This is a genomic window from Streptomyces sp. 7R007, from assembly GCF_054850255.1.
In genome coordinates, this window is record NZ_JBTWMV010000017.1 from 163,777 (window position 1) to 180,122 (window position 16,346).

Here is a 16,346-nt window from a genome sequence, read left to right on the forward strand (position 1 = left end):
ACGGGGGCCAACGGGGGATCCGGTCCGCTCTACGGGAGGAACGGCACATGTCACTTCGTACGAAGACCGCAGCGCTCGCCGTCGTCGCCGCGCTCGGCGGCGGGCTCGCGCTCACCGCGACGCCGGCGTCCGCCAGCGTGAGCCAGGGCTACGTCTCCGGCTCGGGCAGCCCGGCCAACGACTGGGGCGACGAGGGCACCCTGTCCGCCACCAGCCACGCCCGCAGCAACGCGACGGTGCTGGTGCAGCTGGTCCTGTGGGCCGACGGGGTCAAGGAGCAGAACGGCACGGCGTTCGACTGGTCCGACATCGACGGCAAGTACGGGCCCAACACCACGTACGCGGTGAAGCAGTTGCAGAAGAAGTTCAACAGCGACTTCCGCTCGGGGCTGGTCGTCGACGGCAAGGCGGGCCCCAAGACCCTGGGTGTCGCCGACGGGTTCCTCGCCGACAACGGCAACGGCACGGTCACGTACGTCGGGTACAAGCACGACGTCACCTTCAAGCGCAGCGGTGGCAAGTACTACGTGAAGGTCAGCAGCGCCCGCGGCTGGAAGGTCGCCTCCTACAGCACGCTGAACGCCGTCTGAGCCACGCCGGGGGGCAGCGGGGGAACACGGCGGTCCGTCCCGCCACGGGGAAGCGGGACGGGCCGCCTGCCGTCGCTCCTCAGCCCGCGTAGCGGGGGTGGACGAGCGTCGACGGGTCGACGTCCGTGACGCGCGTGCCGGCTGCCGCCCGGGCGTCCGCGGCGAGGCGGGCGTCGGTGAGGGTGCGCGGGCGCGGGGCGCGCGGGTCGAGGGCCGGCCGCGGGGGCGTGCGGGCGGCGAGGACGAAGCCCCAGTCGCGCGGGGCCCGGGAGGTGCCCGCGAAGCGGTCGGGGCCGGCGGCGAAACCGGGGTCCCGGCCGCCGACGCGGTAGGGGACGGTGCGCAGGCCGGCGGCGCGGACGGTGGCGTCGACGGTCCAGAACGCGCGGGTGCGGCCGGTGACCGGGCCGACGTGCACCGCGAGGCGTCCGCCGGGGGCGAGGGCGCGGCGCGCGAGGCCGTAGAACTCCTGCGAGTACAGCTTGGTGCTGGCCGTGATGCCCGGGTCGGGCAGGTCGGAGATCACCACGTCGTACGCGGCCGCCGGCGCCGTACGCAGCCAGCCAAAGGCGTCGGCGGTGGTGACGTGGACGCGGGGGTCGTCGTAGACGTGGCGGTTGAGCCGGGACAGGGCCGGGTCGCGGCGGGCCAGCCGCACCACCCCGGCGTCGAGTTCGACGACGTCCACCCGCCGCACCCCGGGATGGCGCAGCACCTCGCGGGCGGCGAGGCCGTCACCGCCGCCGAGGACGAGCACGCGCGCGTGCGGGCCGTTCATCGCGGGGTGGACGAGGGCCTCGTGGTAGCGCAGTTCGTCGTGGCCGCTGACGCGCAGGCGGCCGTCGAGGTAGAGGTCGAGGGGGCGGCCGTGGGTGCCGCCGGTGAGGACGATCTCCTGGCTGTCGGTCTGCACGGCCACCCGGACGTCCTTGCCGTACACCGCCTGGCGGGCGGCCCGTTCGAAGTCGTCGACCAGGACGGCCGCGGCCGCCAGCAGGCCGAGCACGGTGACGTTGGCGACGATCAGCAGCCAGCGGGCGCGGCGGGTGAGGTCGCGCCGGAAGAGCCCGAGGACGAGGGCGAAGCCGGCGACCGCGTTGACCGTGCCGGTGATCAGGGCGCCGGTCAACTGGCCGAGCAGGGGCAGCAGGAGGAAGGGGAAGGCGAGGCCCCCGACCAGCGCGCCGACGTAGTCCGCGGCGAACAGGTCGGCCACCGCGCCGCCCGCGTCCTGCCGCCGGATGCGCTGGATGAGCTCCATCAGCAGCGGGACCTCGGCGCCGATCAGCAGGCCGATGGTCAGCGAGAAGGCGACCAGCAGCCAGCGCGGCCCGTCGGCCCACGGGCCGCCCCAGTCGCCGGTCCAGGCGAAGACGGCGTACAGCGCCATGGCGCTGCAGCCGCCGACCAGCGCGAGAGCGACCTCGATGGCGCCGAAGCCGGCCGCGGCGTGCCAGCGCAGCTTCTTCGCGGCGAGCGAGCCGACACCCATCGCGAACACCATCACGGACAGCACGACGGAGGCCTGGGTGACCGAGTCGCCGATCAGGTACGAGGCCAGCGCGACCAGTTCGAGCTCGTACACCAGTCCGCAGGCCGCGCACACGAAGGCGCACGCGAGCACCAGGAACCGGCCGGTCGCGGCCCGCACGGGCAGCCGCGCGGGGCCCGCCCAGGGGGGTGGGGGGCCGGGCGGGGCCGGCGCGTGCGGTTCGATCACGACTGCGACGTTACGTCACGCCCGAGTCACCCTTCGTCACCCACACGTGTGGAACTGGGCGCCGATCGGGTGCCGGGCGTTTGGACCGTGCGTCCGTACGCCCACCCGTGTGCGGGTGGCGACCAGTTGCCCGTCCTGCGGGTAGGCGTGCCAGGTGCGCCAGTGCACCTGGCCCTCCCGCCGCTGGGCGAGCATCGCGGTGAAGGCGTGCGGGCTGCCGGGGAACACGCCCGCCAGGCCCTGGGGGTGATCGGCGACGAGCGCGAGCAGTTCCTGCGCCCGCCCCGCGAAGGACCCCGGCGTCAGGGCCTCGACCCGGGCCGCGAACTCGTACTCCCAGTCGCCGACCCGCTTGGCGACGCCCAGGGGCAGCGGTGTGCTGCTGCCGGGGATGCACGCCACCGTCTCCGAACAACTGCCCTGCTCCTCCTCCAGGAGCACCTGGTGGGACGCGCCGAGGAGTCTCAACTGCAGCTTCGCGCCGTTCAGTTCGAGGTCGAGCGTGGACAGCGCGGGAAGCGCCTCGCGCCCCAGGGCCCAGGCGAGGTCGGCCGCGCGCGTGTCGGTGTAGGCGGTGTTCAGGGTCGTGAGCATGGGTCGGCTCCGCTAGCACGCAAAGATGAGGTGGGGGTCCGGGGCACCCCGGTCGACACCGGGAGATCGGCCCGGCCAGCCCAGTCGGAACGTCGGTGGGGGGTGAAGTGCGCAGGGCGTCCGAGGGGCTGCGTTGGTGATTTAGAGGGAATCATGAACTGTGGCGCCGCCACAGCGTTTTTACCCAACTTCGTGGGGTTTCCATCCCTCAGAGGGCTCCCCAGCTCAACTGTTCAACCACGGCGTACGCCATGAGGGCGGCGCGCGCGCCGGAGCGGACGAGCGCCCGCCGGGTCGTGTTCCCGGCGGGCGCTCGCCCGTACGGATGCGGTTCTCCCTGCCGGAGCTCGGCTGCCCCGTGTCAGCTGCCTCCACCGCATCCGCCGCCCCCACCGCAGGACGACCCGCCCCCGCAGGAGGAGTGACCGCCGCAGGAGTGACCGCCACCGCAGGAGTGGTGCCCTCCGTGATGTCCCCCGTGGTGCCCGCCGGACGAGCCGCCGGACGAGCCGCCGTCACCGGCCCACCAGCTGCCGGCGGCGCCCCCGGCGGAGCGCCGCGCGCCCCTGTACGACGTCTTGCGCCCACCGCGCCCACCGCGCCCGGCGGCCGCGATGCCGACGACCGCGATCCCCACCGCGACCAGCGCCAGGATGATGCCGATCCCCATGGCGTCACCCTCCTTCCTGTCCCCGTGAACCCCGGCTCGACCGGGGTGCCCGTGGGATGCCCCACCCCGTCACCGCCCAAAGCAGAGTTGAGCAACTCCAGAGCTTCGGCGCAGGATGGCCCGCATGACCTCCAGTGCCCGACCCCTTCTCAACCGCCGGCTCACCGAGTTCGGGACGACGATCTTCGCCGAGATGTCGGCCCTGGCCCTGCAGACCGGCGCCATCAACCTGGGCCAGGGATTCCCCGACACCGACGGCCCCGAGGAGGTCCGCGAGGCGGCCGTACGGGCGTTGCGCGACGGGCGCGGCAACCAGTACCCGCCCGGCCCCGGCGTGCCCGAGCTGCGCGCCGCGATCGCCGCGCACCAGGAGCGCCGTTACGGCCTGACCTACGACCCCGGCACCGAGGTCCTGGTCACCGCGGGCGCCACCGAGGCCATCGCCGCGAGCCTGCTCGCCCTGCTGGAGCCCGGCGACGAGGTGATCGCCTTCGAGCCGTACTACGACTCCTACGCGGCCTGCATCGCGATGGCGGGCGGCACGCGCGTGCCGGTCACCCTGCGCCCCGCCGACGGTTCCTTCCGGCTCGACCTGGACGAGCTGCGCGCCGCCGTCACCGACCGCACCCGCCTCCTGCTGATCAACACCCCGCACAACCCGACCGGCACGGTCCTCACCCGCCAGGAGCTGGCCGCGATCGCCGAACTGGCCGTCGAACGCGACCTGCTGGTGGTCACCGACGAGGTGTACGAGCACCTGGTCTTCGACGAGGCCGAACACCGCCCGCTGGCCACCCACCCCGGCATGCGCGACCGCACGGTGACCATCGGCTCGGCCGGCAAGACCTTCTCCTTCACCGGCTGGAAGGTCGGCTGGATCACCTCGTCCCCCGCCCTGGTCGCCGCCGTCCGCTCGGCCAAGCAGTTCCTGACGTACGTCTCCTCCGGGCCCTTCCAGTACGCCGTCGCCGAGGCGCTCGCCCTGCCCGAGAGCTACTTCACCGCCTTCCGCGACGACATGCGCGTCAAGCGCGACCTGCTGGCCGCGGGCCTCACGGAGGCCGGGTTCAAGGTCTTCAGGCCCGCCGGCACCTACTTCATCACCACCGACATCCGCCCCCTCGGCGAGAGCGACGGCTTCGCCTTCTGCCGCTCCCTGCCGGAACGGGCCGGCGTCGTCGCCATCCCCAACGCCGTCTTCTACGACCACCGGGAGGCCGGCGCCCCCTTCGTGCGGTTCGCCTTCTGCAAGCGCACGGAGGTCCTGGAGGAGGCGGCGAAGCGGCTGGCCCAGCTGCGCTGACGCCGACTTCCCTCCAGGCGGCCGCGAACTGCGTTATTTTCACGCCTGGTTGCCCCGGAGACCGCAGGGAGAGGCCGTGACCGCCATCTCGGACGTCCATGCCGACGCCATGGCCTACGTCTGCGCGCACCGCGACCGACTCCGGGACGAGCTGCGGCAGCTGGGCGACGGCCACGAGCAGGTGCTGGAACGGCTGCTGGAACAGGCGGCCGGGGACGCGGACGGCTGGGCGGAGCTGCTGGACCGGCTGGACGAGGCGCTGCTGGCCGAGGGCGACGCGCTCGGGCTGTACGGGCGCGGAGCGCGCGGTCCGTCCGTACGGGACCTGCGGCCGGCCGGGATCGCGGCTGCGCCGGCCGGCGAGGTGGTGTACGTCTGCCCCGGCGCGCGGTGCTCGCGGCACTGGTGGCCCGAGAGCGGCGGCGACACCCCGGCCTGCGCGGTCGAGGGCCGCCCGCTGCGGCGGGCGCGGCTGTAGCCGTGGGCGGGTTCCTGTCGGAGCTGGGCAAGCGGCTCGCCGAGCGCTGGCTGTCGCTGCTCGCGCTGCCCGGGGCGCTGTACCTGGCGGTGGCGGCGCTGGCGGTGACGCTCGGGCAGCGGCACCCCTTCGACGTACCGCGGCTGACCCGGCAGGTCTCCGGGTGGGCTGCGGCACCGGCCGCCCGTACCGTCGGCGGACAGCTGGTCTTCCTCGCGGCTGCGCTCGCCGCGGCGGCCGCGGTGGGACTGCTCGCCCAGGCCGCCGGTTCCCTGGCCGAACGGGTCGCCCTCGCGGCGGACTGGCGTGGCTGGCCGGGACCCTGCCGCCGGGCCGCGGCGGCCGTCGTCGCGCGCCGGGAGCGGCGCTGGCAGGCGGCGCGGGGCGCGTATCTGCGGCTGCGGGAGGAGGCGGCCGTACGGCTCGCCCGGGGCGGCGGACGGGCGGATCCGACCGCGCGGCACGCGGCGTACCGCGCGATGGTCCGCGTCTCCGCGCAGGTCCCGGACCGGCCCACCTGGAGCGGGGACCGCCTGCATTCCGTCGCGGTGGCCCTGGAACGGGACCTGCACCTGGAGCTGGCGGTGGTGTGGCCCCCGCTGTGGCTGACCCTGCCCGACACCGCGCGCGCCGAGATCTCCGCCGCCCGCCAGGCCCTGACCCGCGCCTGCCTGCTGCCCGGCTGGGCCGCGCTGTACCTCGTCCTCGCCGTGTGGTGGTGGCCCGCCATCCTGGTCTGCGCCGCCCTCGTGCTCACCGCCCGGCTGCGCATCCGCGCCGCCGTCGACACCTACGCCCTGCTCCTGGACGCCTCCGTACGCCTCTACGCGGGGGAGCTGGCCCGCACCCTGGGCATCGAGCGCACCGGGCCGGCGGACGCGGAGACGGGGGACGCGGTGAGCCGTCTGCTCGGGTCGTGACCGCGAGGGCCGTGACCGAAAGGGCCCTGTAGTCCGGCGTCACGTCGCCACGCCGTGCGGGCCGTATCCGTACCCGCCCGGACGCATCCTGCTCGCACATGTCGCGTTCGCCCTGCAATGTGCCGATGTGACTCACGTCAGCACCCTCGTCCCGCGTCCCCTCGGCAAGCCCGGCGGGCCCGGCGTCCGGGGGCGGTCCGGCCGGCTGCCGGCGCCGGCGGCGACGCTCGCCGGCGCGCTCGGGCTGTTCCTCGCCGCCCGGCTGCTCGGCGTCGCCGTGCTCGCGCTGGTCGCCTGGTCCACCGGCCGGCGGCCGCTCGCGCTGCTCGGACGGTCCTGGGACTCCCAGTGGTACCTGGGGATCGCCGCCCACGGCTACGGCCACGTCGTGCACCTCCGGCCCGGCGTGGTCTTCGACGACCTGGCGTTCTTCCCGCTCTACCCGGCGCTGGTGCGCGCCGTCGCCGCGCTCAGCCCGCTCGGCTGGGGCGCGGCGGGCCTGGTGGTGTCGTGGCTGGCGGCGGGTGTCGCCGCGTGCGGCATCCACGCCCTCGGCGTCCGGCTGCACGGGCGGGCCGTGGCCGCCGCCCTGGTCCTGGTGTGGGGCCTGCTGCCGCACTCCGTGGTGCTGTCGATGGCGTACACCGAACCCGTGCTCACCGCCCTCGCCGCCTGGTCGCTGTACGCCGTGCTGGAGCACCGCTGGCTGTGGGCGGGGGCGCTGGCCGCGCTCGCGGGGCTGTCCCGGCCGAACGGTTTCGCCGTCGCGGCGGCGGTCCTCGCGGCGGCGGCGTGCGAGGTGTGGCGCGGCCGCGGAAAAGTTGCCCACAGCCTGTGGACGGGCGCCGCGCTCGCGCCGCTGGGCTGGGCGGCGTACGTCCTGTGGGCGGGCCGGCGCGCGGGCGACCCGCTGCGCGGCTACTTCGCGGTGCAGCGCAGATGGGGCTCCCGCTTCGACTTCGGCCGGGGCTCCCTGCGCTTCGTCCGCCACCTGCTCCTGCACGGCGACCGCTTCGTCTTCCCCATGACGATGGTGATCGTCGCGGCGGCCGTGGTCCTGTACGCCCTGCTCCTCGTCGACCGCGCCCCGCTCCCGCTGCTGGTCTACGCCGGCGTCCTGCTCCTGGTGGCCCTCGGCGGCTCCGGGTTCTTCGAGTCCAAGCCGCGTTTCCTGCTGCCCGCCTTCCCCCTGCTGCTGCCCCTGGCCCGGGCCCTGGTCCGCACGGCGAGAGCCCGGCCCTGGCACGCGACCGTGGTGGTCGGCGCCCTGGCCGGGCTCTCGTTCGCTTACGGCGCGTACCTGGTCGTGCTCGCGCACACGCCGCTGTAGCGGGTCTGCGGAGGACTACTCTTCGTCGTCCTCCGGCTTGTCCGCGTCGTTGACCTCCTGCTCCAGACCGAGCTGCTCGACGAGCCACCGGTCGAACTCGATCGCGGCGCGCACCCAGCTGACGGTCGAGGAGACGAAGTGCTCCAGGCTGACACCGGTGCCGATCAGCATCTGCGCCTCGCCGATCAGGCGGACGGTGCCGTCGTCGTGGGTGTGGCTGTAGACCTTGGGCCACAGGGTCCGGCGGTTCCAGTCGTCGATGGACTCCAGCAGCTGCGGCTTCTCGTCGATCTTGTGGGGCCGGTCGTAGAAGGTCCGCACGGAGAAGACCTGCTGGTCGCCTTCCCCACGGAACATGAAGTACGTGCGGAACTGCTCCCACGGCGCCGCGAGGTCACCCTCGTCGTCGACGACGTACTTGAGCTCCATCTGGTCGAGGAGCTGCTTCACGAGGTCCTGATCCGGGACGACGGGGCCCGCCGGTCCTTGGGGCTGCGGCTCGGGCTGGCCCCCGAAGTTCGGAATCGAGGACGGGTCGATGCTCACCGTGATTTTCCCTTCGTACGGATGCCGCCATCCTCCCCCATGCGGGGAGGGGGGTGGCAACCCCGGCACCCTCCGTTACAGGGTCTTTCCGGTGGCGGGTCCCACGATCAGGCCGTCTCCGAACGCGTCCACCCGGACCGTGTCGCCGTCCTTGACCTCGCCGGCCAGGATCTCCTTGGCCAGCCGGTCGCCGATGGTGGTCTGGACCAGGCGGCGCAGGGGGCGGGCGCCGTAGGCCGGGTCCAGGCCCTCCGTGGCGAGCCAGGACAGCGCCTCGTCGGTGACCTCCAGGGTGAGCCGGCGTTCGGCCAGCCGCTTGGCCAGGCGGTTGATCTGGAGCCGGGCGATGCGCTCCAGTTCCGGCTTGGTCAGGGCGGAGAAGACGACCAGGTCGTCCAGGCGGTTGAGGAACTCCGGCTTGAAGGAGGCCCGTACCACCTCCAGGACCTGTTCCCTCTTCTCCTGCTCGGAGGTGAGGGGGTCGACCAGGAACTGGCTGCCCAGGTTGGAGGTGAGCACCAGGATCGTGTTGCGGAAGTCGACCGTGCGGCCCTGGCCGTCGGTGAGGCGGCCGTCGTCGAGGACCTGGAGCAGGACGTCGAAGACCTCGGGGTGGGCCTTCTCGACCTCGTCCAGCAGGACCACGCTGTACGGGCGGCGGCGCACCGCCTCGGTGAGCTGGCCGCCCTCCTCGTAGCCGACGTAGCCGGGAGGGGCGCCGACGAGCCGGGCGACGCTGTGCTTCTCGCCGTACTCGGACATGTCGATGCGGACCATGGCCCGCTCGTCGTCGAAGAGGAAGTCGGCGAGCGCCTTGGCCAGTTCGGTCTTGCCGACGCCCGTGGGGCCGAGGAAGAGGAAGGAGCCGGTGGGGCGGTCGGGGTCGGCGATGCCCGCGCGGGTGCGGCGGACGGCGTCGGACACCGCCTGGACGGCCTCGGCCTGGCCGATCAGGCGCTTGCCCAGTTCCTCCTCCATGCGCAGCAGCTTCTGCGTCTCGCCTTCGAGGAGGCGTCCGGCGGGGATGCCGGTCCAGGCGGCGACGACGTCGGCGATGTCGTCGGAGCCGACCTCCTCCTTGACCATGGTGTCCCGGGCGGCCTCCTCCTCGGCCTCGGAGGCGGCTTCCAGGTCGCGTTCGAGGGCGGGGATCTCGCCGTAGAGGAGCTTGGAGGCGGTGTCGAAGTCGCCGTCGCGCTGGGCGCGTTCGGCCTGGCCGCGCAACTCGTCCAGCTTCTCCTTCAGCTCACCGACGCGGTTGAGGGACTGCTTCTCCTTCTCCCAGCGGGCGGTCAGGCCCCGCAGCTCCTCCTCCTTGTCGGCGAGGTCGCGGCGCAGCTTCTCCAGGCGCTCGCGGGAGGCGGGGTCGGTCTCCTTCTCCAGCGCGAGCTCCTCCATCTTCAACCGGTCGACGGAGCGCTGGAGTTCGTCGATCTCGACCGGGGAGGAGTCGATCTCCATGCGGAGGCGGGAGGCGGCCTCGTCGACGAGGTCGATGGCCTTGTCGGGCAGGAAGCGGGAGGTGATGTAGCGGTCGGAGAGGGTGGCGGCGGCCACCAGGGCGCTGTCGGCGATCTGGACCTTGTGGTGGGCCTCGTAACGGCCCTTCAGGCCGCGCAGGATGGCGATCGTGTCCTCGACCGTGGGCTCGGCGACCAGGACCTGCTGGAAGCGGCGCTCCAGCGCGGGGTCCTTCTCGATGCGTTCGCGGTACTCGTCCAGGGTCGTGGCGCCGACCATGCGCAGCTCGCCGCGCGCGAGCATCGGCTTGAGCATGTTGCCGGCGTCCATGGCCGAGTCGCCGCCGGCGCCGGCCCCGACGACGGTGTGCAGCTCGTCGATGAAGGTGATGATCTGGCCGTCGGAGTCCTTGATCTCGGCCAGGACGGTCTTCAGGCGCTCCTCGAACTCGCCGCGGTACTTCGCGCCGGCGACCATCGCGCCGAGGTCGAGCGCGACCAGCCGCTTGTCCTTGAGGGACTCGGGCACGTCGCCCTTGACGATGCGCTGGGCGAGGCCCTCGACGACGGCGGTCTTGCCGACGCCGGGCTCGCCGATGAGAACGGGGTTGTTCTTCGTGCGGCGGGACAGCACCTGCACCACGCGGCGGATCTCGTGGTCCCGGCCGATGACCGGGTCGAGCTTGCCCTCGCGGGCCGCTGCGGTGAAGTCGGTGCCGAACTTCTCCAGGGCCTTGTACTGGCCCTCGGGATCGGCGGTGGTCACCCGGCGTCCTCCCCTCGCCTTCTGGAAGGCCTCCTGAAGCTTCTTGGCCGTGGCCCCCTGACCGGACAGTACGTCACCGGCCGCGCCGCCCTTCGCGGCGATGCCGATGAGCAGGTGCTCGGTGGAGAGGTACTCGTCCCCGAGCTCCCTGGCGCGCTGCTGGGCGTCGGCGATGACGGCAAGCAGCTCGCGGTTGGGCTGCGGGGGCGCGACGGTGGACCCGGTCACGCTGGGCAGCGAGGCGAGCACCTTCTCCGCGCCGGCGCGGACGGCGGCCTGGTCGGCGTCGACGGCGGCGAGAAGGTCGACGATGTTCTCGTTGTCCTGGCCCGCCAGCAGCGCCAGCAGCAGGTGGGCAGGGGTGAGGTCGGGGTGTCCCTCGGTCACGGCGCGGTTGCCCGCCGCGTTGATCGCGTCCCGGCTCCTGTTGGTCAGCTCGGCGTCCACGTTCGCGTTCTCCTCCTGGCGTCAGCCGTCATCCACACTGACTTGAGCAACGTACACAAAGTTGAGTCTATTCCACTCAAGGTGTCCCCGGCCACCACCTCGGGGCGAGCGGCTACCGTCCAGGGTCATGGCTGCGTATCCCCAGGACCCCGGTGCCCCCGACCCCTCGTATCTCACCTTCTGGCGGGAACGGCACCTGTGCACACTGACGACCCCGCGCCCGGACGGCAGCCCGCACGTGGTGCCCGTCGGGGTCACATACGATCCCGGGGCCCGGCTGGCTCGGGTGATCGCGGACAAGGCGAGCACGAAGGTGCGCAACGTGCTGGCGGCGGGGGAGGAGGGCGCGCGGGTCGCGGTGTGCCAGGTGGCCGGGCCGCGGTGGGCGACGCTGGAGGGGCGGGCCTTCGTGCGCACGGAGCCGGAGCGGGTGGCGGAGGCGGTGCGGCGGTACGCCGAGCGGTACGAGCGCACGCCGGCGCCGAATCCCGCGCGGGTGGTCATCGAGATCCGGCTGACGCGGGCGATGGGTCGCGGCTGACGCCCGCCCAGGCCGCGCAGGCTGTTTTCGGCCACAAGCCGAGCCGGCCGATACCCGGAAATGTCGCGCAAAACTGCAGCGGCGTCACCGTGTTCAGGTCACGGTGACGCCGCTGCGGGGGGAAGCACCTGAGCGATCTGTTACGACGGGGGAATCGCGTCAGGCACTGCGGGGGGTGGCTGAGATGGTCCGTAGGTTGGGGGCTTCCGGTTCCACCAGCCGATGGTCTCGTTGGTCCAGGTTCACAAAGATCATTCCGTACCGGATGGCACATCGCACGGGCTGCGGCGCCCCCCGAGGCCGTCGCAGACACCGGTACGCCCGTACGTCCTCGTCCTCGTCCCGCGTGACGACGACCGGCTCACCGAAGACGGTCACCATCAGCGAGTCACCGGGGTGGGGGATCGCGGTGACCAGATCGATGAAGTGCCAGCCGGAGCGGTATGCCGTGGCCATTTCGCGGCGGAAGGAGCGGTCGTCGGGTGGGGTGGTCATGCTTCCGCGCCTGCCGGGGCCGTCCAGCCGACGTCGGAGGTGGAGTCCCAGCCGACGTCCGAGGGGTTGTCGGCGGCCACGACCGCCCAGCCGACGTCGCCGGCGGTGACGTTCCAGCCCACGTCCGCCGCGCTGGTGTGGGTGGTCCCGGTCGGGCTGTCCCAGCCGACGTCGAGAGGACCAGCCGCACCGCTGGCCAGCGCGACTACGAAGGCAGTGGCAAGCACCGAGCGAAGCATTCTCTTTTTCATGGTCGGCTTCGTCCTCACTTGATGGCTTCCTCTCCCCCGTGGAACAAGACGATGGCTCATTCAGGCACGTCAATGCCACACAAGAGATGCATCATGTTCCTGCACGTTCAGGACCCTGGGGGGTGGAGATTTGCCATCTAAGAGCACAAAACCGACACATCCTCATGACATCGCAGACCTCTGTGCCGAGGGTTCGCGTCTCTACGCCAGTGCTCTCAGTTCCGGACGTATCTCCCGCACCGAGGTCGAGAACGCGCCCTGTTTGCTGGAGTTCGCACTGCTCCACCCCGATCCGGACGACGCGGGCTGGCTACGCCCGGTTCCTCCGTCGGTCGTGCTGGCGCAGCAGTTGCAACCTCTTGAACGCGAGATCCAGGACCGGCGGCGGGCCACCCTCGATCTCGCGGACGCCTTCCAGCCGTTCCTGGACATCAGTGCCCAGAAACCGGCGACCACGCACGCGATCACCGTCCTGGAGGGCATCGACCGCATCCACGCGGCCCTCGACGTGGCCATCGCCGAGGCGCGCACCGAGGTCCTGACGGTGCAGCCGGGCGGCAGCCGGCCCGAGCACATCCTCAGCCAGGCGCTCAAGCGCAGCAAGCCGCTGATCGAGCGCGGCATCTCGATGCGCACCCTCTACCAGCACACGGTCCGCCACTCGCAGTCCACCTACGCCTACATGGACCAGATGGCGGGCGCCAAGGTGGAGATCCGCACGCTGGAGGAGCTGATCGAGCGGCTCATCATCTGCGACGCGACCGTCGCCTTCATCCCGGCCCAGGACGACCGCCAGGTCGCCCTGGAGCTGCGCCACCCCGGGCTGGTGCAGTACCTCATCAAGGTCTTCGAACAGCTCTGGCAGCGCGCCACGCCGCTGCTGGAGGAGGTGCCGTACGAATCCACCCCCGAGGGCATCACGGGCGTCCAGCGGTCCATAGCCAAGCTGCTGATCGAGGGTCACGTGGACGAGGCCATCGCGCGCCGGCTCGGCATGAACGTGCGCACCTGCCGGGCCCACATCGCCAAGCTGGCCACCGCCCTGGGCAGCGGCAGCCGGGCCCAACTGGGCTTCCTCATCGCACAGTCGGGCATCCTGGACCGCGACTGACTCTCACCTCCGCCCCGCAGACCCGCAGACCCGCCGACCCGCAAACCTACCGACCACCGACCCGCAGACCGCCGAGCCACCGAACGACCGAACCACCGACCCGCAGACCCGCAGACCCGCAGACCCGCAGACCACCGAACCACCGAACCACCGAACCACCGAACCACCGAACCACCGAACCACCGAACCACCGAGAGAACGATCGGGGACCCACCGATCACCGATCGCCTACCGCCTACCGCCGATTCGAAGAGGGCTTCCGGGTGACCAGCGAGGCGCACCGCCAGGCAGCGCACCCCGAGCACGGTGTGGAGGAGCTGTGCGCGCCCGGCGCGGCGCTGTACGAGCGCGCGGTGCGCGAGGGCCGGGTACCCGCGGCGGACGCCGAGGACGCGCCCTGCCTGGTCGACTTCGGCCTGCTGCACCCGATGGTGGAGGACCTGGACTGGCTCCAGCCGGTGGCCCCCGCCCTCGCCCTGCACCGGCTGCTGCGGGCCTCCGAGGAGCGCGTCGCGGACGAACGGCGGCGCGGCGAGCGGCTGGCGGAGGCGTTCGAGCCGCTGCTGCGGGCGGTGGAGAGCCGCGCCGGCACGACGGACACCCCGGCGCTGCGGGTGCTCAGCGGCGTCGAGCGGATCAACCGGGCCCTCGGCCAGGTCATGGCCGACGCCACCGGCGAACTCCTCGCCATCCAGCCGCACACCAGCCACACCCGCATCTCCCCCGAGCGCCGCGCCGCGGCCCTGGTGCGCGACCAGGCGCTGCTGGACCGCGGCGGCCGGATCCGCACCCTGTACCAGCACACGCTGCGCCACGCGCCCTCGGTGCGGGCACGCTACGAGCAGCTGCGGGGCGACGTGGAGGCACGCACCCTGGACGAGGTGACCGAACGGCTGCTGGTCATCGACCGGACCGTGGCCTTCGTTCCGGCGAGCTCCGACCACTCCCTCGCCCTGGAGGTCCGCCACCCGGCGCTGGTCACGTTCTTCGTGACCACCTTCGACCGCCTGTGGCGGCTGGCGACGCCCATGCACCCCCAGTCCGTCAAGAGCCCCGCGCAGGGCGGCGTCACGCCCCGCCAGCGGGCCATCGCCGGGCTGCTGGTGGAGGGCCACACGGACGCGGTGATCGCCGACCGGCTGGGCATGAACGTCCGCACCGCGCGCGAGCACATCGCCAAGCTCGCGGCGACGCTGGGCAGCGAGAGCCGGGCCCAGCTGGGCTACCTCATCGGGCGGTCCGGGATTCTCGACCGGGAAGGGTGACCGGGGCGAGGTCGTCGGGGTGACGCGGGCCGTCCAGGCCCACCTGGGCGATGCGGACGCCGAGTTGGGTACGGCTGGCCGCGCCCAGCGTCTCCGACAGGCGCGCGATGTGCGCCCGGCAGGTGCGCACGCTGATGCCGAGCCGCTCGGCGATCACCGCGTCCTGGTGGCCCTCCGCCAGCAGGGCCGCGATGGACTGCTCGCGGTGCGAGATGCCCTCGATGCCGGTGTCGGGGAGCGGGGCGGTGAGCGGGATCGCCAGGCGCCACAGCCGCTCGAAGACGGTGACCAGGTAGCCGACCAGGGCGGGGTGGCGCAGTTCCAGGGCGAGGGTGCGGTCGGCGTTGGCGGGGATGAAGGCGACCGTGCGGTCGAAGAGGATGAGCCGGTCGATGACCTCGTCCAGGGTGCGGGCCTCGACGGCGTTGCCCATCAGCTCCAGGTAGTTGAGCAGGCCCTGGCCGTGCCGGGCGACATGGGTGTACAGGTCGCGCATGCGCACGCCCCGGCCGCGCAGGGCGAGGGCCCGGTGCAGGCCCTCGGTCAGCTCGTGCTCGGGGCGGATGCCGCCGGGCTGCACGGTGAGCACCTCGGTGGTGCAGGCCTCGGTCGCCGCGTCCATCGCCGCCTGGATGCGGCTGAGGCCGTCCAGGACGCGGATCGAGGTGCCCTCGCCGGCACCGGCCGCCGGGACGGGCGGACCGAGACCGGCGTACCACTCGAAGGCGGCGACGGCCGCGCCCACCCTGCGCTCGCTCGCGCTGACCTCGTCGTAGACCCCGCGCAGCAACCGGGTCATGACCTCCTGCGGGGAGGTCGGCACCAGCCAGTCCATGTCGTCGGGGTCCGGGTGCAGCAGGGCCAGTTCCATGAGGCAGGGCACCGGCTCGGCGTCCCGGCGCGCCACGCGACCGCGCCGTACGGCCCGGGAATACACGCGATCCCCGGCCTCGCACAGTCGGTCAGCACCGTGTGGATGCTCGTCCGTCCCGTGCCCGGCCATCGCCCATTTCACCCCCGGTTCCGCCGTCTTCCGCAGCGCAACTATGCGCGGACCGCCCCGGCTCCGCAACACGGCTTCCCCAGACGCGGGCGCCGTTATGCACCGGTAGGCCCGGCTATGTACGGGCCTCTTTCCGTCGAGTTGCAACAACCTGGGGGGTACCCGAACCGACCACGCCCGTACGGCCGTTGACGCGCCCGCGGTGCCCGGCACCGTCGGGCGAGCAGCCGGACACGGGATCTCGTCCAACGCGGGTGCCACAGCGGGGGCGGGCTCGGGGCCCGCGGTACCCCGGCGACGGCTGCCGCTCGACTCCCTCACCACCACCGCCGGGCCCACGGAATCGAGCCACCGAGCGGTGTGCGCGCCCGACCTCACCCTCGGCCTCCCCGGCCGCGAGGACGAGGGGCCGATCCGTGGATGCGGGGCGCGAACCGCCGCAGCAGGGCGCCCAGATCGTCATTGTCGGCGGACGGGATCCCGCAGGGCACCGCCGCGAACAGGGCCGGCGCCCAGATCCACGGCACCGCGAACCCGCCGCCCGAAAAGCCGCCTTGGGGTCACGCCGAGGTGGGACCGGGCCGGGACGGACCGCATCAGCACGGTGTCCCCGACGCAGGGCGTGCCGACAATCCTCACCTGGGGAACGGGACGCTCATCACGACGTCCGTCGCGTACTGGTCCTCGTCGTTGCCCGTGACGCCGGTCGGCTCGGGATCGCTCGCCAGGCGGCGCTGGGCAGCTCCTGGACCCCTCCCCCGGTCGCGACACCACGCAGGCCGTCACCAGGGCGGGCGGGCCTCACGAGCGCGCCGTACGCACCCGACCCCCGTGCCCGACACCCGACCCCCGTGCC

At 72.8% G+C, this 16,346-nt stretch carries 16 protein-coding genes; 8 read left to right on the forward strand and 8 right to left on the reverse strand.

The window, feature by feature from the left end; all coding sequences use genetic code 11:
* The first annotated feature begins 47 nt into the window (after positions 1-47).
* The gene (locus tag ACYF6T_RS23345) at positions 48-590 is read left to right on the forward strand and encodes a peptidoglycan-binding domain-containing protein (RefSeq protein WP_461698754.1); all 543 of its coding nucleotides are present in this window, start codon (positions 48-50) and stop codon (positions 588-590) included.
* Between the two features lie 79 nt (positions 591-669).
* On the opposite strand, the gene ACYF6T_RS23350 is transcribed toward ACYF6T_RS23345, so the two are convergent.
* The 3 genes from ACYF6T_RS23350 to ACYF6T_RS23360 all read right to left on the reverse strand — a co-directional run bounded on the left by ACYF6T_RS23350 (position 670) and on the right by ACYF6T_RS23360 (position 3,574).
* Entirely contained in the window at positions 670-2,310 is a 1,641-nt protein-coding gene (locus ACYF6T_RS23350) for a polyamine aminopropyltransferase (protein WP_461698755.1), read from the reverse strand.
* 36 nt (positions 2,311-2,346) lie between these two features.
* Entirely contained in the window at positions 2,347-2,904 is a 558-nt protein-coding gene (locus ACYF6T_RS23355) for a DUF2617 family protein (RefSeq protein ID WP_461698756.1), read from the reverse strand.
* Between the two features lie 361 nt (positions 2,905-3,265).
* Positions 3,266-3,574 (reverse strand): hypothetical protein, encoded by a 309-nt coding sequence (locus ACYF6T_RS23360; protein WP_461698757.1) that lies wholly within the window; start codon positions 3,572-3,574, stop codon positions 3,266-3,268.
* 115 nt (positions 3,575-3,689) lie between these two features.
* Between ACYF6T_RS23360 and ACYF6T_RS23365 the strand changes: the two genes are divergently transcribed.
* The 4 genes from ACYF6T_RS23365 to ACYF6T_RS23380 all read left to right on the forward strand — a co-directional run bounded on the left by ACYF6T_RS23365 (position 3,690) and on the right by ACYF6T_RS23380 (position 7,605).
* Positions 3,690-4,877: a pyridoxal phosphate-dependent aminotransferase gene (locus ACYF6T_RS23365; protein ID WP_461698758.1), complete on the forward strand. Its 1,188-nt coding sequence runs from the start codon at positions 3,690-3,692 to the stop codon at positions 4,875-4,877.
* A 76-nt stretch (positions 4,878-4,953) separates the two neighbouring features.
* Positions 4,954-5,355 (forward strand): hypothetical protein, encoded by a 402-nt coding sequence (locus ACYF6T_RS23370; RefSeq protein ID WP_461698759.1) that lies wholly within the window; start codon positions 4,954-4,956, stop codon positions 5,353-5,355.
* Positions 5,356-5,357: 2 nt separating this feature from the next.
* Complete coding sequence (locus ACYF6T_RS23375; protein WP_461698760.1) at positions 5,358-6,275, forward strand: hypothetical protein; 918 nt, start codon at positions 5,358-5,360, stop codon at positions 6,273-6,275.
* A 127-nt stretch (positions 6,276-6,402) separates the two neighbouring features.
* On the forward strand, positions 6,403-7,605 hold the full coding sequence (locus ACYF6T_RS23380; protein ID WP_461698761.1) for a hypothetical protein: 1,203 nt from the start codon (positions 6,403-6,405) through the stop codon (positions 7,603-7,605).
* Positions 7,606-7,620: 15 nt separating this feature from the next.
* On the opposite strand, the gene ACYF6T_RS23385 is transcribed toward ACYF6T_RS23380, so the two are convergent.
* Both ACYF6T_RS23385 and clpB read right to left on the reverse strand, forming a co-directional pair.
* Positions 7,621-8,151 (reverse strand): YbjN domain-containing protein, encoded by a 531-nt coding sequence (locus ACYF6T_RS23385; protein WP_461698762.1) that lies wholly within the window; start codon positions 8,149-8,151, stop codon positions 7,621-7,623.
* Between the two features lie 75 nt (positions 8,152-8,226).
* Entirely contained in the window at positions 8,227-10,824 is a 2,598-nt protein-coding gene (clpB, locus tag ACYF6T_RS23390; RefSeq protein ID WP_461698763.1) for an ATP-dependent chaperone ClpB, read from the reverse strand.
* A 127-nt stretch (positions 10,825-10,951) separates the two neighbouring features.
* Between clpB and ACYF6T_RS23395 the strand changes: the two genes are divergently transcribed.
* Positions 10,952-11,365, forward strand: a complete 414-nt coding sequence (locus ACYF6T_RS23395; protein ID WP_461698764.1) for a pyridoxamine 5'-phosphate oxidase family protein — start codon at positions 10,952-10,954, stop codon at positions 11,363-11,365.
* 159 nt (positions 11,366-11,524) lie between these two features.
* Here ACYF6T_RS23395 and ACYF6T_RS23400 read toward each other — a convergent pair whose 3' ends face one another.
* Positions 11,525-11,860 (reverse strand): Rieske (2Fe-2S) protein, encoded by a 336-nt coding sequence (locus ACYF6T_RS23400; protein WP_123998759.1) that lies wholly within the window; start codon positions 11,858-11,860, stop codon positions 11,525-11,527.
* Positions 11,857-12,087: a hypothetical protein gene (locus ACYF6T_RS23405; protein WP_461698765.1), complete on the reverse strand. Its 231-nt coding sequence runs from the start codon at positions 12,085-12,087 to the stop codon at positions 11,857-11,859. The genes ACYF6T_RS23400 and ACYF6T_RS23405 overlap by 4 nt, the downstream gene beginning before the upstream one ends.
* 154 nt (positions 12,088-12,241) lie before the next feature.
* On the opposite strand from ACYF6T_RS23405, the gene ACYF6T_RS23410 reads away from it, so the two are divergent.
* Complete coding sequence (locus ACYF6T_RS23410) at positions 12,242-13,222, forward strand: helix-turn-helix transcriptional regulator (RefSeq protein ID WP_461698766.1); 981 nt, start codon at positions 12,242-12,244, stop codon at positions 13,220-13,222.
* 263 nt (positions 13,223-13,485) lie between these two features.
* Positions 13,486-14,487, forward strand: a complete 1,002-nt coding sequence (locus ACYF6T_RS23415) for a helix-turn-helix transcriptional regulator (RefSeq protein ID WP_461698767.1) — start codon at positions 13,486-13,488, stop codon at positions 14,485-14,487.
* On the opposite strand, the gene ACYF6T_RS23420 is transcribed toward ACYF6T_RS23415, so the two are convergent.
* Positions 14,450-15,490 carry a helix-turn-helix transcriptional regulator gene (locus tag ACYF6T_RS23420; protein WP_461698768.1) on the reverse strand — a complete coding sequence of 347 codons (1,041 nt, stop codon included), beginning with the start codon at positions 15,488-15,490 and terminating at the stop codon, positions 14,450-14,452. The two genes, ACYF6T_RS23415 and ACYF6T_RS23420, sit on opposite strands and share 38 nt — an antisense overlap.
* Positions 15,491-16,346 lie beyond the last annotated feature (856 nt).

Coding starts and splice junctions, on each gene's coding strand:
- ACYF6T_RS23345 (WP_461698754.1), top strand. CDS start 48: ATGTCACTTCGTACGAAGACCGCAGCGCTCGCCGTCGTCGCCGCGCTC.
- ACYF6T_RS23355 (WP_461698756.1), bottom strand. CDS start 2,904: ATGCTCACGACCCTGAACACCGCCTACACCGACACGCGCGCGGCCGAC.
- ACYF6T_RS23360 (WP_461698757.1), bottom strand. CDS start 3,574: ATGGGGATCGGCATCATCCTGGCGCTGGTCGCGGTGGGGATCGCGGTC.
- ACYF6T_RS23365 (WP_461698758.1), top strand. CDS start 3,690: ATGGCCCGCATGACCTCCAGTGCCCGACCCCTTCTCAACCGCCGGCTC.
- ACYF6T_RS23395 (WP_461698764.1), top strand. CDS start 10,952: ATGGCTGCGTATCCCCAGGACCCCGGTGCCCCCGACCCCTCGTATCTC.
- ACYF6T_RS23400 (WP_123998759.1), bottom strand. CDS start 11,860: ATGACCACCCCACCCGACGACCGCTCCTTCCGCCGCGAAATGGCCACG.
- ACYF6T_RS23420 (WP_461698768.1), bottom strand. CDS start 15,490: ATGGCCGGGCACGGGACGGACGAGCATCCACACGGTGCTGACCGACTG.